Source organism: Bradyrhizobium sp. 613_E4_N2_2, assembly GCF_052075995.1.
Lineage (GTDB): Bacteria > Pseudomonadota > Alphaproteobacteria > Rhizobiales > Xanthobacteraceae > Bradyrhizobium > Bradyrhizobium barranii.
In genome coordinates this window covers 7,400,470-7,425,000 of record NZ_CP197234.1, presented here as the reverse complement: position 1 = coordinate 7,425,000, position 24,531 = coordinate 7,400,470, and the positions used below count along the sequence as shown (strand labels likewise).

The following is a 24,531-nucleotide window of genomic DNA, read 5'->3' as shown; positions in this document are numbered from 1 at the left end:
GTGCCGTAGGGATGACCCAACAGGAAATTCGTGCGGTGTACGTTCTTGGTGTTGACCGGCGCCATGGGAAACGGCACGAGCCACACGTTCATGCTCGGGTCGTATTCGGGGATAAGGCCGGACGGCTGAGACGGCCCGGTGAACCCGGGTGTCAGCGCGAAGGGATCGGTCAGCAGCCGGATCAGGGCCGGGTCGCGCGCCGCGGCCGCCAACGTCGCCTGGGCGCTCGCTGCGGTGCCGCCCGACATGCCGCCTTTCACCTTGCGCAGGCGGGCTTTAACCCGCCGCGCCGGGCGTCCGAATTTCTCGCGCGCCTTCTCCTGCAACGTGAGCACGCCGAGATCGAACGGGATGGAATCGAAGCCGCAGGAGAAGACGATGCGCGCGCCGGTCCGTTTCGCCTCTTCGTGATGGGCGTCGATCATGCGCCGCATCCACGCCGGTTCGCCGCACAGATCGACATAGCCAGTGCCGGTGGCCGCGCAGGCCGCCACAAGCTCGGGGCCGTAAAGCTGATAAGGCCCGACCGTCGTGATAATCACGGCCGCACGCTCGCACATCGAACGCAGGCTGGCCGGCTCGGCGGCATCCGCCTTCACCAAAGTCAAATCGTCTGGTGCGCCGATGTCGGCACGCACTTTCTGGAGCTTGTCGGTCGAGCGTCCCGCGATCGCCCAGGACGGAGCATCGTCGCCGCGATAGGACGTCGTCAGATATTCGGCGACGAGACGGCCGGTGTAACCCGTCGCGCCATAGACGATGAGGTCGAAGTCCCGCTTCACGACGCTGGTCCTCCTCGAACCCGGGAGGGCGTTACCCCTTACTCGGACCGGTCTTCCGCCGGCAGGATCGCACCAGCTTGCCTAGCGCGCTCATTCGATCACCTCGTCGGCGCGGGCCGAGCAGGCGCCTAAGAGGTGGGGATGCCAGGCCATTTTGTGCTGTCCCGGAGCCCGGCGAGGACACGAGGACGCGCAGCAAGTGCCACTAGAGGGGGCAGCCGCTTTCGTTGAACCGTCCCATCGCATTTGACGGAGGATACCACAGTTCCTGTCTTGGGGTGCGCAACGACCGGTTGGAGTCAACACGCCATTTTGACCGCGGGCGAGCCACTTCCCGTCTTCCCCTCGACAAGCGGACAGTTTCCGGGCCGGTTGGCGTGCCCCAAACGGGCCAACACCGGAAGAACTCAGGGTGAGCAAATCTGGTCCAAGCGCTCGACAGGAGTCGATCGGTGTCGCAAAAGCGACGCAGCACTGACGGGTCGGATTGCAGGAGCCGAAGCCTCGTGTTGCCCCGGAAGCAGACCTGAAGGAGAAGGGGCGAACGCGACTCCGGCAGCAGCCGCAGGGTCCTCGTGATGCCGCTAGTCAAATCGCACATGTGCAGCAAATGCTGCCGTACGCGGCGGTCTCAGATACGAAACCTGTTGACAGGGATCGGCTTCATTCGTCCTTCCATTTGATCGAGCAGCCAATAGACGCCTTTTGGTCAGCCGGCGCAAGACCGGTGGTCGCAATCGCGCGCATGGCCTCGACAAGCTCTCGGGGCGCCCCCGCGCGAGGCGGAGTTGCACGCCCATCGTCGAGCCGGCCGCGATACTTGAGCTTGCGGTCGGCATTGTAACCGAAGAAGTCCGGCGTACAGACCGCCCCATACGCCCGAGCGACTGTCTGGGTCTCGTCGTGGAGATATGGAAACGGGAAATCATGAGCCTTCGCGAAACGCTTCATATTCTCAAATGAGTCTTCGGGATAGTTCGCCGCATCGTTCGAGCAAACCGCCGCAAAGCCTATGCTCCCCGACATCAGCACGCGGGCGTCCGAAACCATGCGGTCGATCACCGCTTTGACATAGGGACAATGGTTGCAGATGAAGACGACGACCGTGCCTTTTTCGCCGGCAACGTCGTCCAGTGCGTAAATCTTGCCGTCGGTGGCCGGAAGCTGGAACACGGGCGCCGGCGTATCAAGAACGACTTGGGTAGCTGCTGTCGCCATTTCGCACCTCCTTGTGCCCAAATATATGCTGACTACGGCCTGCTGGGGCACAGTTTCCAAAGCCTACTCGCCAGTCGCGTTGTTTTGGCCATATGTTAGCCATTTCCGGTCGCCCCTTAACAGCCGTCATTGGGACGAGCGCGGGATTTCGTCGGTGTAGGCCACGAACGGACGTTAGCAGCTCCAATGTCCCGACGCGTGGGGCTGCGACCATGATAAACTGCTGTCTAAAGTTTGTTCGCCCGGCGGCTCTGAATGATCGTCTCGACACTCACCTCCGGCCGCGCTCCTGCGATTTTTTTTCGCCGATCAGACAGGGCACCCGGGGCTCTTTCTCGGCGGCTGGGACGATCCCGCTCTCTGGCGTGAGGCCCGCAACTTCGCGAACAAGCTTGGTCCGGATCGCTGCCTGGAATTTTTCGCGATCTTTGATCGTCATGATGAAGGCGCCCGGCCCTCCGATCACGCAGTCCTCGTAATAGAGATCGAGGTTCTCGATATCGGTCGTCGAGAGGGATGGCTCCTTCATCATGATCGGGAGGCCGTTGATGATGATGCCTTTCTCCAGGGCAGCGTCGCGCGCGCCGGTTACGGGGGGCTCCGTCGTTGTTCGACCCATCGCCGGAAATGTCGATGACGCGCCGCAACCCGCGATACGGATTCTCTTCGAACAGATCGCCGATTTCCGTCCCTCGCACCGTCCCATTCCCAGCCGGGCCAAAAACGAGCACATCGCTGCGACCCGTCTGATCGATCCACCTGACGATTGCGTAGCGAGCAAGCTCCAACGGCACGCGCACTCATTTGTCATTGAACAAGGATGCCCCAGTCCCTCGCGGCGTTGAGTGGGCCGGGAATGTCGTCTGCCGCCCGATCTTGGGCGGACTGCACCATCAATATGGCCGGATGTGATTTACGGCAGGCACAACTTCCGAACCCTTCACGCGAAGAACTTCTCAAACGCAAAATGGCGGCTTTCCGGCCACCGTTCTTCGCTGGGCATCGAGCGGCAACAGCAACTTTTCGAGCACACCATTGGGGTCCCTGACCGATGCAATGACCCTCGATCGGCAGTTGTTCGATACTTCGCGCGCGGCCGCGACCTCATGTGCCGCTAATGCAAGCCACCGCCCGCGCGGACTTGCGGGCTAGGCTTTCTGTTGGCGCTGGCGGCGTGCTGTTTACACCTCCAGAAATTCCTCGCCGACGAAAGGGCCCACGCCGATCTGGCCGATCGCCTGGACATGTTTTGCCCTGCGAGACCAGGACATTCGACCTACCGCAGGCTTCGCGACGATCTCTTCGGGCATGTAGCGTTTTTGCCGTTTGTAGTCCTCCTTGAGGCCCAACACATACCTCAAGTCGGATCACTTCCAGGAGGTGGATAAGTGTGGCATTCGCAAGGACCAGCAGGATATTATAAATTCCGACATTCGCGCTCAGGAATAATGGTTCGAACGGACAAAGCGGCGCGGCTCCTGGCGCGGTTCATTCTATTCAAGGGAGACCAGCGTGGGCACAGCGATTCGTAGCAGCGGAATGATCCGCGAGGCCACTCGGCTCGCCGCAGCCGGCGAGCTCGGAAATTCGGATGTCATTCGACTCTTGCAGATTCCTCATAGCAAAGAGGACGTTCAAGAAGTCCTTCGCACCTTCGAGCAGCAACTGTCCCGAGAAGCGAAGAGCAAGTTGACTTTGGACGCGTTCGTGCCGCCACCGTCCGATGTCGATAATGAGCGGTACGAACCACTCTTCGACAAGTACATCATCACGGGCAAGACCTATACGACCGCCAGCGGCGCAGTCGTGCCGAATGAGCTTCAGTATTATAACGGTCAAATGGTGCACCTCTACGGCGAGTGCTCCAATGTACCTCTCGTGAATGCCGCATTGGCCGGCAGTGGCTACAGGCCGATAACCTTGAAGTACGCGGACGGCAGGCACGCGGCTGTCGCACAGCTCTGGTCGAATAAGTTCACCGACACCTCGATCCGGCCGTATGCCGCCATGTTCATAGTGGTTGCTGCCGTGGCGGACAACGCTCCCGAAAGCCAGGCGTCCCTGAAGGCGGCCTCCAACGGCGCATCGAGCGTGCTTGTGATGCTTGATGGATCGTTCGATCCCGCAACAGCGGTGTATGAGAACAAAGCGCGGATGTACATGTTCCGACTGCTCGATACGACCCAGGTTGCGATCGACGTCGGCCGCGAGCGCATGGGTACCGACAAGCGGCCCGGGACCATCGATATGGCGTGCATCGGTCGCCGGCTTCACTTGTCGATCAAAGACCAGCACAGACGTGGCGTCGTCCAGGGAGACCTGGCGCTTACCGGGGATCCGACGGCATACGAGTCAGTGGTAGCTCAGGCGGCCAAAACAGCCGGCGTCACGCTGCAGGCGCTTCCGCGCGGTGCCGAATGCGTCTACCCGGCGGTCGCGCGCATCGGGCAGGGGCCGGTCGTTTGCTGGCAGTGGCGAAGCGATGTCGCCCCTCGGCTGCAGCCGGTGATGCCAGGATCTTTGCACTTCGACCGGAGCTCGGAAGAAGGTCGGACCCTTCTCGCATGGGGCTTCACGCCCAAAGTGCTGGGTTTTTTTCCCAAGGTGAGGGGGGTGATCACCGGCCTGGCGGATCAGACCCCGCGTTGCGCCCGCGACAGTTCGGCTGCATGCGAGGGAATGGCAAACGCCGGCTCGCGCCTTCGTTGGGGGGCATCCGAAGAGGCCGCCTCTGCCCCATTCCGCTTGGCTTGGAATACGAGCTTCCTCGGATCATTGAAGGTGGTGCTCCGCAAAGAATTGGTCGGCCCAATGTCCGACGGCCTCCGGGTCAATTGGCACATCACGGAAGGGACCTTCGTTGGGCCGGGTCACGATGCCGTCGTGTTACCCGGCGCGGCGGACTGGATGCATATCCGCCCGGATGGAATTGCGATCGTCAACGTCCGGGCGTGTTTCGAGACGCGGGACCGCGTTCGCGTGTACGGCGCCTACGGCGGGGTCGCCGATTTTGGTCCCGACGGCTACGCTCGGGCGCTGCGCGGTGAGTATGACCAGCAAATCTCCGCCGTGGTCACACCGACATATGAGACTGCGGATCCGAGGCTCGAATGGCTCAACCGCGTCCAGTGCATCGGTGTGGGGAAGGTGGACATGAGCGCGCTTCGCGCGCAGTTCGACATGTACGTGGTGCGGGTGGGGGAGCGAGCACAAGAGGCGTCCAGCGCTGCAGCACAGTCACCGATACCGGAGCAGATCATCACCGCGGTTGAACGTTTTCGCGCCGCGATTCCTGCCAATTTCGATCCGATCTACGTCGAGAAAGTCGTCATACCGTTCTTCCTGACGAACGTTTACGAAGGGGAGCGGCCCCTGTTGCCAATGATTGACCTTAATTTCAGTAAGGAGAATGCACTCCCTCGTGATCGTTTTGGTCTCATCTATCGTGACTGGAAACCGACCCCTGAGGAGGGCGTGATGGTTTTCCTGCAAGGTCTCGAGAAGCGGGGTGAGAATAATCTTCGCAAGCGAATTTATTTTTCGGCGGTGACGCCCGATCTCTATAAGCCGATGTACCGCGCCAAAGTTACAGCTTTTTTTGACAAGCTCTTAGATCAGAAATTTGCTGACAGGCCATTCATGCAGCACTACCTCGACCACTATTTCGACCTCTATTGGGACCTTCACCTTGGACTTGTTGGCAGCGATATTCCCCGTGAGGTTCGTGAAATAGGAAAGGCGTTCAATACGGTCTTTGCCTATCGGGATCCGTTGCTGCCAGTTACCTACCAAAACTATATGAAGGTTCGTGAGCTTCAGGATTTTCTCAAATCGTGGATCGGCAAACGCATCAGCGATATCCAATCGGGCAAAATCAAAAATCCCGAGAGAACCATGGCCTGGCATTGGCTGAAGAATGCCCAGGACGGCGGTCATTTCAGCAAGAAGGACATGGTCATTGAGTGCCTCCACGATTTCGTCGCGCTAAGCCAATGGGGCAATGCGATTTTCCGGGTCATGTCGCTCCTGTCGGAAGACCGCGGCGACCAGGCCGTGCGAGCATCATTTCAGAAGACAATGGGCGGAAATTTCGACACTGCCGGAGGTGCGTCTTTCTCGCCACTTGAGCTATTCGTAATGGAATTGTTTCGCGTGATTTCGCCGAACGGTGGCAGCGTCTCCGCCATCCATGATGCGAGATCAAGCGTCCGCGGGGAGGCTCCGCAGCAAAAGCTCGACATGCCGTTTGAAAGGGACAGCTATGTATCCACACCGCATGCCAGCACCAGCCTGGATCCGGTTCACTGGACGGATCCGAATACGTTCGATCCGCAACGATATCTCCGCGTCCCGACCAGCGCGCAGATCAACGATGACAAATGTCGGCAGATCGGCCTGGCACGGTGTCCCTTTGACATCACCAGTTTCAAGATCAAGGACGGACGAAACGCCCGTATTACAAATAGCGGCTTCGGCACGTTATTTGTCGTTGCGGACGAACGAAGCTATCCGGTTTGTGACTATGCCGGCTTTGCTCCGTTCGGCTTTGGATACCGACGATGTGCGGGTGAACGACTGACAATTCTCGTATTTGAGGATTTTTTGCGAAAGGTCTGGCGCGACAAGATCGCGTTTCGGAAGCTTGATCTGGCGAATCCTGCTCGCGTACCAGTCGGACTGGACGCGGTGATCCAAGACGATATCGGGTTCTACAGATCCGCCTTGCGATAGGGTATCGCGCCGCTGGCAAGCGGTTTTTCGTCGCCCTAAGTGGGCTGGCGCCGGCGTGTTGAGATCCGCCAGTCGCCCAACTACCGGCAGCAGCCCCTGTCCTGTACACGCAATACAATGTAGTCTATTAGACAGAACCAGGATCCGAAGTCGGTCGAGCAAATGCAAGGCAAATGCTATGGATCGAAAAGCGCGGTAGAAGACTCGGGGCTCTCTCCTCCGGGGGCGTCGCCGCTGTCGCGTTTACCGGGACTTGCCGATGCGGCTGGCGTCCAGACCGGGGCGGCCCAAAAGCGCGGCCTTCTTCGACAACCTTTTGACGCGCTTCGATCAGCACGCCAAAGCGCTGCGCGCTTGGGAGACCCCTCGGTGCGGCAGGCGGCGGCTTGGACACCCCCCATGGTGACCAATCCCGGCGATCTCATTGCGCGCGCACTCGAAATCCTCGCCGAGGAAGACGAAGCATGGCGGGTGCGCCGGGGCCTCGATCTCACGCCGCGGAGCGTCCGATGAATTCCCCGTCGCGCGGATTCGTCAATAGACGGCCGTGCGTTTTCGCGGAAGCTGCGGCAAAGCCCTTACCTATTCCGGCGTGTGACCGGTTTCTTCCGGCGCCTTCTTTGACGCTGCAAACGGATGAAGCTCCAGCTACGGCAGCATGCATGCCTTCGATGCAGCGCGCTTGGGACGGCTCGGAGTTGCGATGGGGCGAGGCGGATACGCCCGTGCCCCCCGCGGTGATTTCTCCGGGAACCCCGGCATCTGTGACGGTAGCGGTCTCTCCAGTGCGGCCGGGTCACGCCGTCACGGTGGAGTACCGGGTGAACGGAGGCCCGGTCCGCCAGGCAATCGGGCAATCCGCGCCGCGCGTCCACGGTGCGAACGGTCGGCTATTCCGGGCGCTCCTGCCGGGCCAATCCGGCGGAACGGTGGAGTTTCTGCCGGTGCTTGGCTTTGCCGGCCAGCCGATCTCTCCGCGCCTACGGGAGTCCGCCGAATGTCCCCGGTATCAGGTGGGCTGCGGAGCGGCACCGGTCGAGACCGCTGCTCTACCTGCAGGCGAGCTCCGCTGGGACTGGGATACCACGTTCCTCTGGGCCGGCACGGTGGCCATCCGTACGGAGGTAATAGGCGTTGTGCCGGATGGACTGCGGATCAACTTGCACGTCACGGAAGGACGCTTCGTTGGGCCGCGCTTCGAGGGGATCGTCCGGCCCGGCGGGGTCAACTGGCTGCGCATCCGCAAGGATGGTGTTGGAATAGTCAACGTGACGGAGTGTCTGCAGACGCTGTCTGGCGCGCGGATCGACTGCTTGTATGATGGCATCCTTGACCTGGGTGCGGACGGCTACGCACGTGCCATCCGCGGAGATTTCGGTATACTGCCGCCGTTCGTTCTTGCTCCAACCTACGCGACCGCTGACAAAGAACTCGCTTGGCTCAACCGCGCCCAGTGTATTGGCGTTGGCAGAGTGGACATGAAGACGCTTCGCGCCTCGTACGACATATACGTCGTAACGGCGGGGGCAGCAAAACATGTAGACTGAAGACTCATTCGAAGCCGCACTCGTGGAGTGCGCGCCGACGGTGTTTTGAGCTCAAGATATTTGCGTTCGTGCGCAAGCACAAACGACATCTCGTTCCCGATGTATCTAATTAGGGGGGCCTCTGAGATGACAACCGATAATCCGCAAGTGCCTTGGACCGACGAGCAGTGGGCTCGCGTCAACAAAGCCGTTCAAGAGGAAGCTAGCCGCGCACGGATTGCGGCGACGTTCCTTCCGTTGCTTGGACCGCTGCCCGGGGATACCGACTTCGTGAGGAAGGAACTTATCTCGCCGAATGCGATAGCTATTCAGGACAGGGATGTCATCCAGTTGGCGACGTTACAGGTAAGGGTGACCGTGCGCGGTGCGCAGATGGCCGATCCGGAGATGACCAGCGTGCTGGCCTTATTTCGGCGCGCTGCCAACGTACTGGCTCGCCTTGAGGACGCCGTCGTCTTCAGGGGATTAGGGCAAGACGTAGCATACAACGCAGCATTCCCGGGACAGAATAGGGTTGCCCCCCCTATAGATGTCGGCCCTGCGTTCCCAAATAGGGTCTGGGAAATCACCGGCGGGCAGGTAAGCCCTGGACTTTGGAGAAACCTACCGGCGCAGCAGGTTGTTAGTATTCCATGGCTGCCGCCGCGCCTGGACCTGGTGGGCGCGATAGCCGGCGCCATTGGCCGCCTGGAAGAGCAGGGCCATTTCGGACCGTTCGCGGTGGTGCTTGACCAGAATCTGTTTCTTGTCGCTCAGACTCCAACGGCGCTTCTTGTATTGCCGCAAGATCGCATCCTCCCGTTTCTGGGCGGCGGTCCGCTGCTCCGCTCATCCACGCTTGACGTCGCTGTCGGCGTTGGGTCCGGCGTGGTAGTGGCACTTGGCGGCGAGCCAGTCGAGCTAGTCATCGCCACAGACGTATGTGTCCAGTTCCTGCAAGTCACAGCCGATCCAAATTTCGTCTTCCGTGTGTGCGAGAAGATGGCGCTCCGCATCAAGGAATCCGAAGCGATCATACCGCTGAGGGGACCGTAGCGATTGACATCCGGCGATCGCGGCGTGTGCGGACAAATGTCTCGGGGCTAAGGTGGCGGTCCATGGGTCATTGTCTCAGTGAACAAAGACGGGAATCTCGAAACCAATTGGAGAGATCTCAATGGATAAAGCTACGGAAAAGAACCTGGCGGACTTGCGCGAGCTGGTAGCGGCCCAGCAAATGAAGCTGGATGCGCTATGGGCCAAGGTGGAAGGTGCGCCTGAGGCAGGCAAAGAACTGGCTACCATTAAGGCGCGTATGGCAGAGCTGGACGTAAAAGAAAAAAAAGGCGTGGTAGCGCCAATCGAAATAGGCACTGAAGTTTTGAGATCTGTCCGTGCGATGACGGAGAAAGACGCCCTGCAGATAATTGTGCAAACCAAAAGAGTGAAGATCAATGTGGTCGATGAGATCACGCTAAAGGACGTGACACTGAAAAACCAAAAAATAACTGTGCAGGCGCCGACCGACCTCGGTGAAGGTCTATTGGTTGTCATTGACTTAATTAACGAACGCTGGGGGAAAATCATTACCCTCGCATATGATGTGAAAGCAAACGCGCAGGGACTCTATCTCGTACTGCGCGATGCCGCTTCGCAAAAAAAATTCCGTCAGCAAGAAGAAGAAAATTCCGTCAGCCAGAAGAGCAACTCCTACGAAGAAAGCGTTAAGGCCAAATCAGCAAACTCACCGACGGCGTAATCAAAAAATGTGCATCGGCGGTTTCCCGCGTGATGCCGTAACGAGATTTAGGCACGAAAATCGCAGCGAAGCGGCGCTTATGTGATAGTTGAACGCCGTAGTTCAGATCTGATCGCACAGCTACGCCCAATTCCTAATACGGATCGCTTCGAGCTTTTCTACTTGGTCAAATACAGATGGCCGCTGGCGTACGTTTGGCAACTTTGGGCAATGAAGCTCATGCTTGAAAGTGCTCGTGAGATCGTCGAAAATGATCCGATGTATCGCGTCCCGCGCGCTCGGTGACGCCTCCAAAGCTGGCTAAAAGTCGGACTAAGTGGTCATGGCTCGGTGAAGCATGCCTACTAAGGTTATCGTCTTGGGCGGCGGTGTCGCCGGCATGAGTGCCGCGCACGAGTTGGTCGAGCGCGGCTTTGATGTCGTGGTGCTCGAGAGCGGCGATATTGCGGGAGGCAAGGCCCGCAGCATTCCCGTCTTCCACGAGGGCGAGGACACCAGCGGACATCAGGTCGCCGATGGCGCTGGGAGTTCGATCCAGCATCGGGTGCCCGGCGAGCATGGGTTTCGATTCTTCCCAGGTTTCTACAAGCACGTAATCGAGACCATGCGCCGCATACCGTCGTTTGACGGGAGCAAGGTGGCGGATCACCTGGTGCCGACCACGCGACTGGAGTTCACGCAATACGACGAGCCCCCGTTCGTCGTACCGGCGGGCTTTCCGCTCTCGCCCCGCGATGCCGGCACCACGTTGCGGGACATCCTGCTGTTGTTCGAACACTCCACCGGCCTCACACCCGACGATCTGGCATTCTTCGGTGCGCGCGTCTGGCAGATACTCACGTCGTGCCCCCAGCGCCGGCTCGCAGAATACGAACGCACGAGCTGGTGGGAGTTCGTCGGCGCCGAGCAGCGGTCGGAGTCATACCAGAAGTTCCTCGCCACCGGCATAACGCGCTCGCTGGTGGCGTCCAAAGCGCGCAAGGCCAGTGCGCGCACTATCGGCGACATCTTTGTGCAGCTGGTGCTCACGATCCTGAATCCGATCGCGGGATCGACTGATCGCGTGCTCGATGGGCCGACGAATCTCGTCTGGATCGACCCGTGGCTTGCGTATCTCGAATCGAGAGGGGTGCGGTACGTCAAGAACGCACGGGTCGAGGAGATCCTTTACGAGAGCGGACGGATCACCGGCGTCGTCGCTCGCCAGCACGGCCAGCGCATCATGGTGCATGGCGACCACTACGTGGCGGCGCTCCCGCTCGAGGACATCGCCCCCCTGGTGAGCGACCGCCTGGCGGCAGCCGACCCGACGCTCGCCAACCTGCGCGCGCTGGCTCCGAACCTGGAGTGGATGAACGGCGTGCAGTTCTATCTGCACCGCGCGGTGCCGTCGGCGCACGGGCACGTGATTCACATCGACACCGAATGGGCGCTCACGAGCATCTCGCAGCTTCAGTTCTGGCGTGATGTGCCGTCTGAGCTGTTCCGAGACAGCGATGTGCACGGCATCCTCTCGGTCGATCTTTCTGATTGGACGGCGCCGGGATCGGACGGACGCCCAGCCATGCGGTGCTCGCGTGAAGAGGTGGTGCGCGAGACATGGAATCAACTCAAGCGCTCGCTCAATGATGCCGGTGATGAGGTGCTGCGCGATGAGGATTTGCATTCGTGGTTCCTCAGCGCAAACATTGAGAACGATCCCGCACGCCCGGGCTGGCTACGGAATTCCGAGCCGCTTCTGGTGAACCAAGTCGAAACCTGGGCCTTGCGTCCCGAGGCGACCACCGCCATTCCAAACCTTTTTCTGGCGTCGGACTACGTTCGCACGCATACCGACCTCGCGACGATGGAGGCAGCCAATGAGGCAGCTCGGCGCGCAGTGAATGGCCTGCTTGACGCCGTGAAATTCGACGGAAGCCGCTGTGAGCTGTGGCCGCTGCACGAACCTGAAATCCTCCTGCCATGGCGGCTGCGCGATGCTGCGCGATACCAGGCCGGCCTGCCGTGGGACGCTTCACTCGCGCAGGTAGCTGCCCACGCCTTACGCGGTGCGTCGCCGCTGCTGGAGCAGGCGAGCTCCCTGCTCGAGCAGGTATCGCCGTTCACCCATGCCGTCGCCGACACGCTCGACTCGCACAGTGCCGCCGCGGATGATGTCGGCGCGCTTGATGCGGTCGACCCGGCGACGATGGCGCGCCGCTTGGTTGATGTGCCCACCCTGCAGGATGCGTTGATCAAGGTCGCGGATACTGTGCCATTGGCCGGCGAGATCGTAGGCCCGGCCGGCTTTCTGGACCGCCTGGTGTGGTATCGCGACATGCTGGCCGATATGCTCACAGAAGGTGTACCGACGTGGGAACCGCAGCGCCACCTGTATGGGCTCGTGACGGATTTCATGGGCCGGTCAGGCAAGGGCCTTCGTCCTGCCCTCTGCATCGCGACCGCGAGAGCGCTGGGCGGCCGCGCGGAGGATGCGTTTCCTGCCGCCGCCGGCCTGGAAATGCTGCACAATGCATTTCTCGTGCACGACGATATTGAAGACGGTAGCGACTGGCGGCGTGGCGTTGCGACAATGCATCGCCGCGCCGGGATTCCAATTGCCGTGAACACCGGCGATTCCATGAACGCACTCGCTATGCGCCTTTTCCGCAAGACCGGCGAGCGGCTCGGCCCGGTGACGGCGCTGCGCATCTTCGACGAAGTCGATCACATGGTCGTCGAGACCTTGGAGGGGCAGGCCAACGAACTAGGATGGGTACGAGACAATGATCTCACAGTTACGACAGACGATTATCTGCGGCTCGTGCTCAAGAAAACGGCCTGGTACAGCTTCATTCACCCCATGCGGATTGGTGCACTCGTTGCCAACGGCGAGGACCAGAATCTCGGTCGATTTGATCGGTTTGGCTATCTGCTTGGACTGGCTTTCCAGATCACCGACGATGTTCTTAACCTGGTTGGCGACATTGGGCGTTACGGCAAGGAGATCGACGGAGATCTCTGGGAAGGCAAACGGACGCTTCTGCTCGCGCACGCCCTGGGTCGGGCGAATCCCACTGACCGTGCGTGGATTAGCACCTTTCTGGCGCGGCCCCGCGAGCGACGTTTGCCGCGCGAAGTGCTGAGGCTACATCAGATCATCGCGGACGGCGGGAGCATCCCATGGGCGCAGCGAGCGGCAGCCGAATTTGCAGAGGCTGCAGCGCGCGAATTCCACAACTCGGCGTTCGCCGGTGTGCCTGCAGGTCCAGACCTCGAATGGCTGCGCACTTGCATAAACTTCCTGACCCAGCGCGACGCGTAATCGGGTTCAGGTTGGAATGAATGGGGGCATCGTAACCCGATTGCTCTTAGATCCCTTGATTGAGTCCCGCCAGGAAAGCTGCATCTGCGCGCGACCGCGGCACAGCCGTCCTACTGCAATTTTCCAGGGTTATAGTAGGTTGTCGCGGAACGTCTGCGCGACAACGTTCGGCAGCACCGGAGAATCGTATGGAGCGCCTCAGCAAGCCAATCGATGCGGACATCCCGTTGCTTGAGAAAAGCGCTGATCAGCTCGGCTATGTGGTGCCCGATCTTGAGCAAGCCATCAAGGGCTGGATAGACCAGGGTATCGGGCCCTGGCTCACGATTGGTCCGGTGGTGGTCACTGATAACAAGTATCTGGAGAGGCCCTCACGCCCGCTGATCATGTTCGGATTCTGCCAGGTCGGCGGGGTGCAGCTGGAGCTTATTCAGCCGCTCGACAATGAGCCGTCAAGCTGGCGCGCCTTTCTTGCGGCCGGAAGGAGCGGTCTTCAGCACTGCGGTTTTTGCGTCGAGCCGCACGATTACCAGCGGTCCGTCGCGCAGACCAAGGCGTGTGGCGCGACGATCCAGCAGATGATGTCTTTTTCGGGCGCCCGCTTCACCTATTTTTCCCTGCCTGCTCGCGCCGGTCCTCTGATGGAACGAATTCGTCTTGGAGAGGTGGCGCCTGAAAAAGCAAATGCAGTGCGCAATTCCATCGCGGGGGGTTGCGAGATCGTAGAACTGATCGAGCTCCAGCCCCGTATCCGCGAGATGTTCGCAAAAGTTACGCAAGCAGCGGCCACTTGGGACGGCAAGGCCAGGCCCGTTCGTCACCTGATAGGGCCTGTCGCAAAGGCAGCAATCGGTTCGCACTTGCTCCGAACTATGCGATTCCGGTGATGTATTTTCGTGGCGGCGCGACGCACGGTATGTGGCGGCATACTCGCCTTTGACGGCGGCGCATTGGCCTTGATCGCGATCCGCTGCACCGGCATCACGCCGAACGAGCGCGGCCGGTTTGCGAGGCTTGGCGGCCAAGCTCGATCCGCCGACATCGCGCGGCGATCCTTTGAAATCGATGGTTGCGGTCATGGCGGCATCGATGCGCGCGCCTGTTCGAGCGATCAATTGCGCGACGTTTCGCTGCTCTCGCTCATGCCTTGAGCTGCTCCAGCAGCGATTTGGCCTCCTTCAAGTCCAGCGTGTCGAAACCCTCGGTGAACCAACCATAGACCGGGGCGAGAATATCGTGGGCCTGCTGTCGTTTGCCCTGATCGTACCACAGCCGCGCCATGCTCACAGCCGCACGCAGTTCCCAGGACTTTGCCTGCTGCTGACGAGCGACCGCCAGCGCATGTTCGAAATATTCTTCCGCTTTCGTTGCGTTTGGGTTGGGCGACGATAGCTCGATTTCGCCTGCCATGCGCTTGATCTCGGCCTCAAACCAACTTTCCTTGGTTGTTTCTACCTGGGTCATCGCTTCGCGAATGCAGTCCCGTGCATCATCGAAGTGGTCGAGTTCAGCATGAGCGCCCGCCAGATACGACAAGCAGAATGGCACTAGCGCTGTTGCCGCCGTTGACCGACGTGCGATGATACCCGAGTCGATCACATGGACCGCGTCTGAGGCCTTCCCAGTGAGGGCCAAGACGCAACCTTGGACCACCATTCCGAGCGACCCCCAAAACAATGAACCTCTCTCGTCTGCCAGGGGGACAAGTTCATTAGCTTCGGCGCTTGCTGCCGCATAGTTTCCGCAGCAGATATGCGTAAAGGATGTATGGAACAGGGCATACATCAAAGTGGCTGCTTGGCCGATCTCGCGCGCTTCCTTGAGCGCCTGTTCAGCGTCTCTGCCTGCAGCCTCCGGGAAGCCAAGAAGCCATAGAGCCCAGGACCGATAGGATAGGGCTGCGACCCTAATGTCCTGGCCAAATCGAGCCGCCAGCGTACGATGCTCGGCGGGTTCGTAGATCGCGATCGCCTGATCGTAATGTGCCAGACTTTCTGCAAGGACGCCCGTACACGTCAGAGACGTAGCCATAATACGATGCCCAAGCATGAGCGGAACCATTGTTCCCTGCTTCTCGGCAAGCGCCAAGCACTCTGTCGCAAGGTCGAGGAGAGCGTCGCTTTTGAACTTTATATAGTTCGTGACCCAGAACCCATAGAGGACTGAAAACAGGAGCAACGGGTCTTCAGGGGGCTCTCCGAGTGACTCCGCTTGCTCGATGAAGGCGCGGGCTCGATCGAGAGATGCGATAGTCTCAGGGGCCGCGTGGCCCTTGGTGTTCATCAAGGCATTCACAAGCGCGACCTCCAGTTTGATCTGGTCGCCACGCAGCGCTGGTGTGCCCGGCAGCGTCGCAATCTGTGAAAGAGCGCGGATTAGCTGAACCGTCGCCTCTACTAGCGCTGAACGCGCTAGCGACCGCTGTCCCGCCTTGCCCCATAAGGCCGCCGCCCTCTCGATCAGCCCGGCCTCAGTGCAGTGATGTGCTAGCCGTTCCGGCTGGCTCTCGGCTGTTTCGGCGAATTGGCTTTCAATTGCTTCGGCAATGCGTGCATGGAGCGCGCGGCGGGGCTGGCGCAGCAACGTGCTATAGGACGCGTCCCGCACCAAAGCATGCTTGAATAGGTAAGTTGCATTCGGCGGCGAGCCTAACCTGAAAAGCAAACCAGCCTTTATGAGACGGTTCAGCACTGATCCCAGTTCCGCCGCTGGCACGCGCACCACCGCCGCCAGGAGAGCATGCGAAAACTCCCGGCCGATCGCCGCGCCAATCTGTGCCACTTCTTTGGCGGGGCCGAGCCGGTCGAGCCGCGACATCAATGAGGCGTGCAAACTTGCGGGGACTGCCCAGGCCGGGGACGGAATGACGGCAATCGTGCGTTCGACTGCGCCGTGGCCCTCCGCCTCCAGCACTGCCTTCGTCATCTCCTCCACGAACAGGGGGACGCCATCGGTACGTTCGATGATGTCCTGCCTGATGCCCGCCGGCAGCAGCTTGCTGCCGACTACGCCGTCGATCATGGCGCCGACTTGGTGTTTCGTCAGCCGATTGATCGTCATGGCGGTCACGTGCTGCCGCCCGATCCAGGGCGGATCGAATTCCGGGCGGAATATCACAATCATTAGCGCGCGAAGGGTCTCAATCCTGGCCACGATCCGGCCGAAAGCTTCTAGGCTCGTAGGATCGGTCCAATGCGCATCCTCAAAGATTATCAAGACTGGGCTTTGCCGTGTAAGCGCTTCTAATTGTGAGATGAGCGCTTCGAATGTTCGCTGCCTGTGCTGCTGCGGGGTCAATTTGAGGGCGGGATAGCGTCCATCATTCGGAAGCGACAGCATCTCGGCAAAGAGCGAAGCGTCCCCGATCGAGGTCGAGGTCTGAGCGAGCAGGGTATCAAGCTTGTCGAGCCTCGCGTGCAGTGTATCGTCGTGCGCCAGCCCGGCGGCACGTTCCATCTGCCCGATGATCGGATATAGCGCGCTGTCGGTGTGCTGCGGCGAGCAGACATAGCGCAAACGCGTATGCGGCTCTCCGGTGAGTCGTTCCAGAAGCGCGGCAGTGAGACGCGACTTGCCGATCCCAGCCTCACCGGCGATCAGGACCGCCTGGCCTTCACCTGTCTTTGCCCTGGCCCAACGCTGTAGAAGCAATTCGAGTTCTTCCTCCCGCCCGACGAGGGCAGTCAGGCCAGTCGCGTGTAGCGCCTCGAAGCGGCTCTCCACGGAGCTCGCCCGCAACGCCACCCAGGCCCGCGTTGGCGCGGCGATGCCCTTGAGGTCCTGCGGCCGGAGGTCTTGTAGCTCGAAGAGGTTTCCGAGCAGCCTTCGGGTGCCTTCGGCGATGACAACCGTGCTCGGCTCAGCGATCCCCTGCAGACGAGACGCCAGGTTCGGCGTCTCGCCCACCACCCCGCGTTCCTGGGCCTCGCCGGCACCAACGAGATCGCCAACCACGACCAAGCCTGTCGCGACCCCGATACGCACCCGGAGCGGCTCCTGGATACCCAGATTGCCGATCGCCTCGATGATCGCCAGTCCTGCGCGGACGGCACGCTCGGCATCATCCTCATGAGCGTGGGGATAGCCGAAATAGATGAGCACCCCATCGCCCATGTACCTGGCCACGAAGCCGTCGAACCGGGCGACCGTCTCCGCGACGCACTTATGATAAGCGCCGATTACCGAACGCAGATCCTCTGGGTCGAGCGTGGTCGAGAGCGCGGTCGAGCCAACGAGGTCGGTGAACATCACCGTCAGTTGGCGACGCTCGGCGTCGTCTCGCCGAGTTGGCTCGATATCCACGAGTGCAGAAGGTGCCGTTACGGCAGCCGAGACGTTGCTGAGATCGCGGATCGCATGCAGCATTTTCAACCGGTGGCCGAGCGAAACGCCAAGGTCTTTGAGATGTTGGTCGGTCAAGTCGGGGAGAACGGCCATATCAATGTCGTTCTCGGCGAACCTCTGCGCATACTCGGACATGCCGAGCTTTTTGAGCCAGTCCGCAATTTGTTGCACCGCGGTCACCGTGATCCGTGCGTCGCCTATCTAAGTGTTGGCCCGACGACTACAGAAAGAGATTACACAAGAAAGACCGCGAAAGCACGTCCTCACGGGCGCGGAATCGCGATACCAATCGAGCCCTGAATGCCCGCCCTGTGCGCTAGCGATTGGTATAGAGGACCAACAAATCAATGCATGACGTACCGACGCTCGACATGGAGCAGGCCCGGGCGCTATTCCGACAGTTTGCCGAATCCGTGCCCGCGCGGACCTCGGACCAGCGAATTGCTGATCGATGCGCTGGCGAAGATCGCCTGCCCGGGCCCCCCGGCAAAATTGATTTGCCGCTCGGGGCACCGGACCGTTCTCTGGAAGTCGACGACCTTGCTTCACGCAGTCGATGCAGATGAACACCGCATCGATCCAACCGCATCGATCCAAGAGCGCAGCTGCGTCCGCCCACACCCGCCGCAGTAGCAAACATGTTGCCCGCTAGACTAGGCAAATCCGCCGAGGCGCTTGGCGATGCGGTGCGGATGGCAAGTGATTTTGCTCAGCGCGTCGACATTGTCGAGCGCTGGGTCGGGTCGATGCTCGAAAGCGGCACGCAGGACTGCGCGATCGGCCTCTCGTCCCGGATGATGGTCGCCGCCGGCGGCCGCGCGCGGATCAAGGACTGTGTTGCAAAATCCGGCCTTAGCCAGTCAATTCCAGCGCCGGTTTGCGACGCAAGTCGGAATGGCACCAAAGCTGTTCGCACGCACCATCCGGGTTCGACCGGGCGCTGGCGTCTCGTCGCAATACCCCGAGCCGTTCGTGGAAGGATATCATCCACGAACTCGGTTATTTCGACCAGGCCGATTTCATCCGCGAACGCCACGCCTTTGCCGGTCTGCCGCCTGGCGGCTTCGTCGGCGAGTGGGACAACATCTTTTTTCCGGCGGATGACTGAAATTTACAAGCGCACTTCTGGGTCCTCGCGCTAGGTCTGTCGTCAATCGAGCTGCGGGAGAGCGGTTGTCATGTTGACGAATCTGGCGCGCTTCAATGCCATCATAGAGCGCGGCTTTTCCCAAGGCGACCTCACGGACGCGGACGAAATCTGCGCCGAGAACCTCGTCGAGCGCGAGTATCTGTCGCCCACCGATATTCCCGGTCCGCAAATCCTGAAGGCGCAAATCGAGGATGCGAGGCGTAGCATCAGGGATCTGACACTTGCGGTCGAAGCGGTCGTGGAGGCTGGCGATACTGTGTGGGCACGCAGCAAGGCAACGGGCGTCGATCCACGCTCGGGCAAGCCAGTCGCCATTGATGTCATGGACATCTGCCGCTTTGCCGACGGCAAGCTCGTTGAGCGCTGGGGGGTGCCGGACCGGTTTGCGCTTCTTCATCAGGTTGGAGCGCTGCCGCCACGCAAATAGGTCGAATGGGCCCATTTGAGTCGAAAAAAAATCCCGTAACCAATGGCCTCCTTTCAGGCGCCCCTCCGAACTAATCGATCCGCGATTCCTTGGAAATCAGCCAAATCAACTCGCGATTCAATGGAATCCCGCGAGATCGCACCACAATTCTTTGGAATTCGACTCGTGAATCGTTGGAATCGAATCGGACCCAATTTGGCGCGACAGTGGTTGATTTGCTTGGTGGGCCCGGCAGGACTCGAACCTGCAACCAGACCGTTATGAGCGGCCGGCTCTAACCATTGAGCTACAGGCCCCGCCGCGAGACGGCCGCGGAAACGCGCGGCCGGCAACGGTGCGCGGTTCGTTTACAGGGATGGAGGCGGGGGTGCAATGCTGGCTCTGGCGTAAGGGAACGCCGAAGCAGTACCGCGTGTAATTTTTGAATAACCGAAACTGGCGATGATGCACTCATACGCCTGTTTTGCCCGACGAGTCAAATGGCCCTCGCGAGGAGCCATTTTTCATCGTGCGTAACCCCTTGTAATCGCTGGCCTGTTCTACGGTGCATGGGGTTGTTTTCGCAGTTATTGTGTTGAGGGAGACCCTTGGGTCCCCCGAACGTCTTGCCAGCGGGCGGACGAAGCCGGCCGCGAGGTCTGCCTAGTCCACCGAAACCCCGGCGAACTCCACCACCTTCTTCCACTTCTCGGTCTCATCCGCGACCAGCTTGCCGAACTCGGCGGGCGTCATTGGCTTCGGGATGCCGCCATTCTCGGTCAGCCGCGCGATGACCTTCGGGTCCTTCAGGGCTTCGCCGACGGCCTTGTTGAGGATCTCGATCACCTCGGGCGGCGTGCCCTTCGGCGCGGAGATGCCGTAGAAGCCGACCGATTCGAAGCCCGGCACGGTCTCGGCGATCGCCGGCACGTCGGGCACGGTTGGCCAGCGCTGCGGCGAGGTGACGCCGATGGCGCGGACAGTGCCACCGCGCGACTGCTCGAGCGCGGAGGGAAGGTTGTCGAAGATCAGCTGCACCTTGTTGGAGATGATGTCGGGGAAGGCGATGGCCGAGCCGCGATAGGGCACGTGCACCATGTCGCACTTGGTCATCACCTTGAAGAGCTCCGCCGACATGTGCACCGAGGTGCCGTTGCCGGACGAGGCAAAGGAGATCTTGCCGGGATTGGCCTTGCAGTAGTCGATGAACTCCTGAACCGTCTTCACCGGCATCGCATTGGAGACGACCAGCATGTTGGTGAGCTGCATGATGCTCGCGACCGGCACGGTGTCGCGCAGGAAGTCGTAAGGCAGCTTCTTGTAGAGCGAGGTCGAGATCGCGTTGTTGGGTGCGACAAACAAGAGCGTATAGCCGTCGGGCGCTGCGTTGATCGCGGCGGCGGCCGCGATGTTGCCGCCGGAGCCGGCGCGGTTCTCGACGATGAATTGCTGGCCGAGGCGATCCGAGAGCGCCTGCGCCATGATCCGCGCCACGATGTCGACCGGGCCACCGGCGGCGAAGCCGATCATCCAGTGCACGGGGCGGTCGGGGTAGCCGGCGGCGGAGGCGGGAGGGGAGGCGTTGAGAAGAGTTGAAAGGAACAGCAGCCCAAAAACAGTGTTACGCAAAATTCGCAACATGACGTCTCCCATTGTTCTATTGTCGTTGGGCTGCATGCTTTCACAAAAACCGCCCGCTGCCTACATCGCCGCAAGTCGATGTTGACGCGGGGCGGTCGGGACTCATCATGAGATTCGCAATCACAATCCTTCTCGGCGCGGCGCTGCTCGCAAATCCACTCGCAAGCCCCGCCGCTGCTCAAACCGGAGGCAAGGCCATTCCGACCACGACACTCAGCCTGGGCACCGCGACGCCCGGCGGCGGCTTTCCGCTCTATGGCAATGCCTTTGCGGAAGCGATGAACGCGGCCGATCCGCAAATCACCATCGCGCCCCGCAACACCAAGGGCAGCAACGAGAACATTCCGCTGCTGGAGAAGGGCGAGCTCGATCTCGCGCTGGTCGCGGGCGAGCCGGCCTACGAGGCCTTTGCCGGCATCGGCCGCGCGCCTGTGCGGTTGAAGATACTCACCGCGATCTATTCCAACCCCGGCATGTTCGTGGTGCGGGCGGACAGTCCGTACAAGACCATTCGCGATCTCGTCGGCCAGCCCGTCGCGTTCGGCGCCAAAGGTTCGGGCCTGCCGATCCTGGCGCGCTACGTGCTCGATGGCCTCGGCCTGAAGCAGGACGAGGATTTCAAGGCGATCTATCTCGACCGCGCCGGCGATGGCCCCGCGATGGTCGAGGATGGCCGCGTCGTCGCGTTGTGGGGTGCCGGCATCGGCTGGCCCGGCTTTGCCGCGGTGGCATCGAGTGCGTCAGGCGCGCGCTTCATTGCGCCGACCGCTGAGGAGATCACGCGCATTCGCGCCAAGCATGCGTTCCTGAAGCCGCTCACCGTGCCGGCCGGCTCCTATCCGAAGCAGGCCGAGCCGATCGCCTCGCTCGGCTCGTGGAGTTTCGTCCTCACGCGCGAAGACCTGCCCGATGACGTCGCCTATCGTCTCGCGAAGACGCTGCACGGCGCCGAGGCGACGTTCTGCAAGCAGCTCGCGCAGGCCTGCGAGACCACGGCGTCGAACACGGTCGCGGCAGCGCCGAAGCCGGAGCTGATCCATCCGGGCGTGAAAAAATACTTCCGCGAAATCGGTGTCATGAAATAGGACGCGACTGCATCGACAATCGTCGTGCCCGGGCTTGTCCCGGGCATCCACGTTCTTGGCGCCGTACGAAAGATCGTGGATGGCCGGGACAAGCCCGGCCATGACGACGACCTCTCGCTACAGCATCACTTCTTCACCAGCGGACACGCCGGGTCCGGTGGGCCAAACGCCTTGTCGCCCGAGATGGTCGTGAGGATCTTGTAATAGTCCCACGGATATTTGCTCTCCTCCGGCGTCTTCACCTGCACCAGCCAGAGATCGTGCACCATCAGATTGTCCTCGCGCAGTTTGCCGTTGCGGGCGAAGAAATCCTCGATCGGTTTTTCCCGCATCTTGGCCGCGACCTTGAGCGGATCGTCGGTGCCGGTCTCCTTGATGGCGTTGAGATAGTGCATCACGCTCGAATAGACGCCGGCCTGCCACATCGACGGCATCTTGTTCATCTTGGCGAAATAGCGCTTCGACCATTCGCGGGTCTTGTCATCCATGTCCCAGTAGAACGACGTGGTCAGCAACAGCCCTTGCGCCGCCTGCAGGCCGAGGCCGTGGATGTCGGTGATCAGCGCCAGCAGCGCCGCCATCTGCTGGCCGCTCTTGAACACGCCGAACTCCGAGCCGGTCTTGATCTCGTTCATGTTGTTCGGGGGACCGGCGGCAATGCCGATGATCTTGGCCTTGGAGGCCTGCGCCTGCAGCACGAAGGAGGAGAGGTCGGGGGTTGCCAGCGGCGGCCGCACCGAGCCCAGCACCTTGCCGCCATTGGCGGTGACGACGCTGGAGGCGTCGCGCTCCAGCGAATGGCCGAAGGCGTAGTCGTCGGTGATGAAGAACCAGCTGTCGCCGCCGCGCTTCACCACCGCATCCGCAGTGCCGACCGCGAGTGCGCGGGTGTCGAACACCCACTGGATCGCGTAGGGCGAGCAGAACTTGCCGTGGAAATCCGCCGTGCCGGTGGAGTGGGTGATGAACAGCCGCTTCTTCTCGTTGGCGACGTTCTGCACCGCGAGCCCGACCGCGGAAACCGGCACGTCGACGATCAGGTCGACCTGGTCGACATCGTACCAGCGCCGCGCGATGCCGCCGCCGATATCGGCCTTGAGCTGGTGGTCGCCGATCACGATGCTGATCGGCTTGCCGAGCACCTTGCCGCCGAAATCGTCGATCGCCATCTGCGCCGCCGTCACCGAACCCTGGCCGGTCGGCGCGGAGGCGGGGCCGTTCATGTCGGTGAGCACGCCGATCTTGACGATGTCGTCGGAAACCTGCGCCGACGCCGTACCCGGCAGCAGCGCCGCCGCCAAGAACGTCGCTGCAAAGCCGGCCGCGACCGGAAGTCCAAATCTCGTTGGATTCACGCTTGTCCTCCCCTGATCCGGCTCGTTGGCCGGTGTTGCCCGGGTATGGCCCGGCTGAATTGGTTTCTTTTGCAACTATTTGGGGGCGGGCGTCAACGTCAGGCCGCGAAGCGGATCTGTCCCGCCGGCGAGGGATCGTAGCCGGTCAGCTCCTCGGCGCGCTGTCGCAGCCGTCTTTCGCTGAGGAACCGGATCAGGGCCTGCATCGGCGGGCGGAAATAGCTGCGTTGCCGCATTGCGAGATCAAAATTCTCCCAGACCAGCGGCACGAAATCGAGCCCGGCCGAGCGCGCCGCCGCACGCGTCGCGATTCCGCAATCGGCTTGTCCCGCGCGGACGATCTCGGCGAGATCCGGCCCGGTGAGCGCCGGTGTCTCGATCCGGCGCAGATCGCGCGTCGAGGCGCCGGCGCGCTTCAACAGCACGTCGAGCAGCATCTGCGCGCCTGTGCCCTGTTGTCGCATCGCCATCCTGACACCGAGCGCAAGCACGTCGGAGAGGCCGCGCAGGCGTTTCGGATTGCCCGGCGGCAGCACGAGACCCTGCTCGCGGCGCACGAATGCGACCAGCACCGCATCATGCAGGTCAGGCGCGTCACGCAGCGTCGTCGCACTGGCGTCGGAAGCAAGATTGCCGTCGGCCTCCAGGCTGTGGAAGTGCACCGCCGCCGCCATCACCTCGTCGCGTTGCAAGCGCTCGAGCCCGCGCGCGCTGCCCTCGCTCATCGATCCCAGGCCCGAGCCGGATTCACGCAGGCTCCAGTCCAAAAGCTCGTCCTGGCTGCCGCCCACGACCGGCGGCGGCTCCGCAGTCAGCATGCCGGCCGGCCGCGCCAGTCCCGACAGGACCCAGAGGTCGAGCTCGTGCCGCGGGAAGAGCCACTTCCCGGTCACCTTGGTGCAGGGGATCGCGCCAGTGGTGACGAGTTCGTAGAGCTTGCGTTCGCCGAGCCGAAGGTAGTCGGCGGCTTCGCTGGTCGTCAGGAATTCCATCCTGCATTCCTATGCAAATTCTTGCTTCTTTTTGGCGTTCGACGCAGGTGGAATTCTGCATTTCAATTTACGTCCGGCAGGACCATGCCCGATCATCTCGCTGCTTTGCAACACATCCTCACGCGCGATCTCTGCTTTGGTGAACGATCCTGAAGCACCCGCGTGGCGCGGGCCTTGCGGCCGTCGCGCTCGCAATTGCAATGGGCGCACCGCGCGAGCCGCATTGCCGAAATGTCCC

At 61.2% G+C, this 24,531-nt stretch carries 17 protein-coding genes, 1 tRNA gene and 1 pseudogene (1 of these 19 only partly in view); 10 read left to right on the top strand and 9 right to left on the bottom strand.

Going from position 1 to position 24,531, the window contains the following annotated elements:
• From AB7290_RS35080 to AB7290_RS35065, 4 genes and pseudogenes are all read right to left on the bottom strand, one after another.
• Positions 1-782, bottom strand: partial view of a saccharopine dehydrogenase family protein gene (locus AB7290_RS35080; RefSeq protein ID WP_085402191.1) — the 5' portion only. 388 nt of this gene lie to the left of the window's left edge; the window shows 782 of its 1,170 coding nt (coding positions 1-782); its start codon is at positions 780-782; its stop codon lies beyond the left edge, outside the window.
• 663 nt (positions 783-1,445) lie between these two features.
• Positions 1,446-2,000 carry a thioredoxin family protein gene (locus AB7290_RS35075; RefSeq protein ID WP_085402190.1) on the bottom strand — a complete coding sequence of 185 codons (555 nt, stop codon included), beginning with the start codon at positions 1,998-2,000 and terminating at the stop codon, positions 1,446-1,448.
• A gap of 271 nt (positions 2,001-2,271) precedes the next feature.
• A pseudogene (locus AB7290_RS35070) lies at positions 2,272-2,674 on the bottom strand (DUF1194 domain-containing protein); the annotation flags it as partial.
• Positions 2,675-3,181: 507 nt separating this feature from the next.
• Entirely contained in the window at positions 3,182-3,349 is a 168-nt protein-coding gene (locus tag AB7290_RS35065) for a hypothetical protein (protein ID WP_161495859.1), read from the bottom strand.
• Positions 3,350-3,512: 163 nt separating this feature from the next.
• Here AB7290_RS35065 and AB7290_RS35060 point away from each other — a divergent pair, with 163 nt between their 5' ends.
• The 7 genes from AB7290_RS35060 (at position 3,513) to AB7290_RS35030 (ending at position 14,471) form a co-directional block, all read left to right on the top strand.
• Positions 3,513-6,731 (top strand): DUF3237 family protein, encoded by a 3,219-nt coding sequence (locus tag AB7290_RS35060; RefSeq protein ID WP_161495858.1) that lies wholly within the window; start codon positions 3,513-3,515, stop codon positions 6,729-6,731.
• A gap of 929 nt (positions 6,732-7,660) precedes the next feature.
• Complete coding sequence (locus tag AB7290_RS35055; protein ID WP_161495857.1) at positions 7,661-8,278, top strand: DUF3237 domain-containing protein; 618 nt, start codon at positions 7,661-7,663, stop codon at positions 8,276-8,278.
• Positions 8,279-8,404: 126 nt separating this feature from the next.
• Complete coding sequence (locus AB7290_RS35050) at positions 8,405-9,313, top strand: encapsulin (RefSeq protein ID WP_071917688.1); 909 nt, start codon at positions 8,405-8,407, stop codon at positions 9,311-9,313.
• A 121-nt stretch (positions 9,314-9,434) separates the two neighbouring features.
• Positions 9,435-10,016, top strand: a complete 582-nt coding sequence (locus AB7290_RS35045) for a hypothetical protein (protein WP_085402187.1) — start codon at positions 9,435-9,437, stop codon at positions 10,014-10,016.
• 358 nt (positions 10,017-10,374) lie between these two features.
• Complete coding sequence (locus AB7290_RS35040) at positions 10,375-13,320, top strand: FAD-dependent oxidoreductase (RefSeq protein WP_201266197.1); 2,946 nt, start codon at positions 10,375-10,377, stop codon at positions 13,318-13,320.
• 188 nt (positions 13,321-13,508) lie between these two features.
• Positions 13,509-14,207 (top strand): VOC family protein, encoded by a 699-nt coding sequence (locus tag AB7290_RS35035; protein ID WP_085402185.1) that lies wholly within the window; start codon positions 13,509-13,511, stop codon positions 14,205-14,207.
• Positions 14,208-14,216: 9 nt separating this feature from the next.
• A complete protein-coding gene (locus AB7290_RS35030) occupies positions 14,217-14,471 on the top strand; it encodes a hypothetical protein (RefSeq protein WP_085402184.1) in 255 nt (84 codons plus the stop codon).
• Here AB7290_RS35030 and AB7290_RS35025 read toward each other — a convergent pair.
• The gene (locus tag AB7290_RS35025; RefSeq protein ID WP_354079037.1) at positions 14,461-17,844 is read right to left on the bottom strand and encodes an adenylate/guanylate cyclase domain-containing protein; all 3,384 of its coding nucleotides are present in this window, start codon (positions 17,842-17,844) and stop codon (positions 14,461-14,463) included. The genes AB7290_RS35030 and AB7290_RS35025 overlap by 11 nt on opposite strands.
• A 697-nt stretch (positions 17,845-18,541) precedes the next feature.
• Between AB7290_RS35025 and AB7290_RS35020 the strand changes: the two genes are divergently transcribed.
• Both AB7290_RS35020 and AB7290_RS35015 read left to right on the top strand, forming a co-directional pair.
• Positions 18,542-18,772, top strand: a complete 231-nt coding sequence (locus AB7290_RS35020; RefSeq protein ID WP_085402182.1) for a hypothetical protein — start codon at positions 18,542-18,544, stop codon at positions 18,770-18,772.
• A 70-nt stretch (positions 18,773-18,842) separates the two neighbouring features.
• On the top strand, positions 18,843-19,241 hold the full coding sequence (locus AB7290_RS35015) for an ester cyclase (protein WP_085402181.1): 399 nt from the start codon (positions 18,843-18,845) through the stop codon (positions 19,239-19,241).
• 220 nt (positions 19,242-19,461) lie between these two features.
• Here the strand turns inward: AB7290_RS35015 and AB7290_RS35010 are convergent.
• Together AB7290_RS35010 and AB7290_RS35005 are read right to left on the bottom strand one after the other, a co-directional pair.
• Positions 19,462-19,537 (bottom strand) — tRNA-Ile (locus tag AB7290_RS35010).
• Between the two features lie 346 nt (positions 19,538-19,883).
• Positions 19,884-20,861: a Bug family tripartite tricarboxylate transporter substrate binding protein gene (locus AB7290_RS35005; protein WP_085402202.1), complete on the bottom strand. Its 978-nt coding sequence runs from the start codon at positions 20,859-20,861 to the stop codon at positions 19,884-19,886.
• A gap of 107 nt (positions 20,862-20,968) precedes the next feature.
• On the opposite strand from AB7290_RS35005, the gene AB7290_RS35000 reads away from it, so the two are divergent.
• Positions 20,969-21,946, top strand: a complete 978-nt coding sequence (locus AB7290_RS35000; RefSeq protein WP_085402180.1) for a TAXI family TRAP transporter solute-binding subunit — start codon at positions 20,969-20,971, stop codon at positions 21,944-21,946.
• A gap of 125 nt (positions 21,947-22,071) precedes the next feature.
• Here AB7290_RS35000 and AB7290_RS34995 read toward each other — a convergent pair whose 3' ends face one another.
• Both AB7290_RS34995 and AB7290_RS34990 read right to left on the bottom strand, forming a co-directional pair.
• The gene (locus AB7290_RS34995) at positions 22,072-23,301 is read right to left on the bottom strand and encodes an ABC transporter substrate-binding protein (RefSeq protein WP_085402179.1); all 1,230 of its coding nucleotides are present in this window, start codon (positions 23,299-23,301) and stop codon (positions 22,072-22,074) included.
• Positions 23,302-23,399: 98 nt separating this feature from the next.
• Positions 23,400-24,293 (bottom strand): helix-turn-helix transcriptional regulator, encoded by an 894-nt coding sequence (locus AB7290_RS34990; protein ID WP_063985273.1) that lies wholly within the window; start codon positions 24,291-24,293, stop codon positions 23,400-23,402.
• Between the last annotated feature and the right edge of the window lie 238 nt (positions 24,294-24,531).

Bases quoted from the DNA above. Each gene is read 5' to 3' on its own strand.
- AB7290_RS35075 (WP_085402190.1), bottom strand. From the start codon at position 2,000: ATGGCGACAGCAGCTACCCAAGTCGTTCTTGATACGCCGGCGCCCGTG.
- AB7290_RS35050 (WP_071917688.1), top strand. From the start codon at position 8,405: ATGACAACCGATAATCCGCAAGTGCCTTGGACCGACGAGCAGTGGGCT.
- AB7290_RS35045 (WP_085402187.1), top strand. From the start codon at position 9,435: ATGGATAAAGCTACGGAAAAGAACCTGGCGGACTTGCGCGAGCTGGTA.
- AB7290_RS35035 (WP_085402185.1), top strand. From the start codon at position 13,509: ATGGAGCGCCTCAGCAAGCCAATCGATGCGGACATCCCGTTGCTTGAG.
- AB7290_RS35015 (WP_085402181.1), top strand. From the start codon at position 18,843: ATGTTGACGAATCTGGCGCGCTTCAATGCCATCATAGAGCGCGGCTTT.
- AB7290_RS35005 (WP_085402202.1), bottom strand. From the start codon at position 20,861: ATGTTGCGAATTTTGCGTAACACTGTTTTTGGGCTGCTGTTCCTTTCA.
- AB7290_RS35000 (WP_085402180.1), top strand. From the start codon at position 20,969: ATGAGATTCGCAATCACAATCCTTCTCGGCGCGGCGCTGCTCGCAAAT.
- AB7290_RS34990 (WP_063985273.1), bottom strand. From the start codon at position 24,293: ATGGAATTCCTGACGACCAGCGAAGCCGCCGACTACCTTCGGCTCGGC.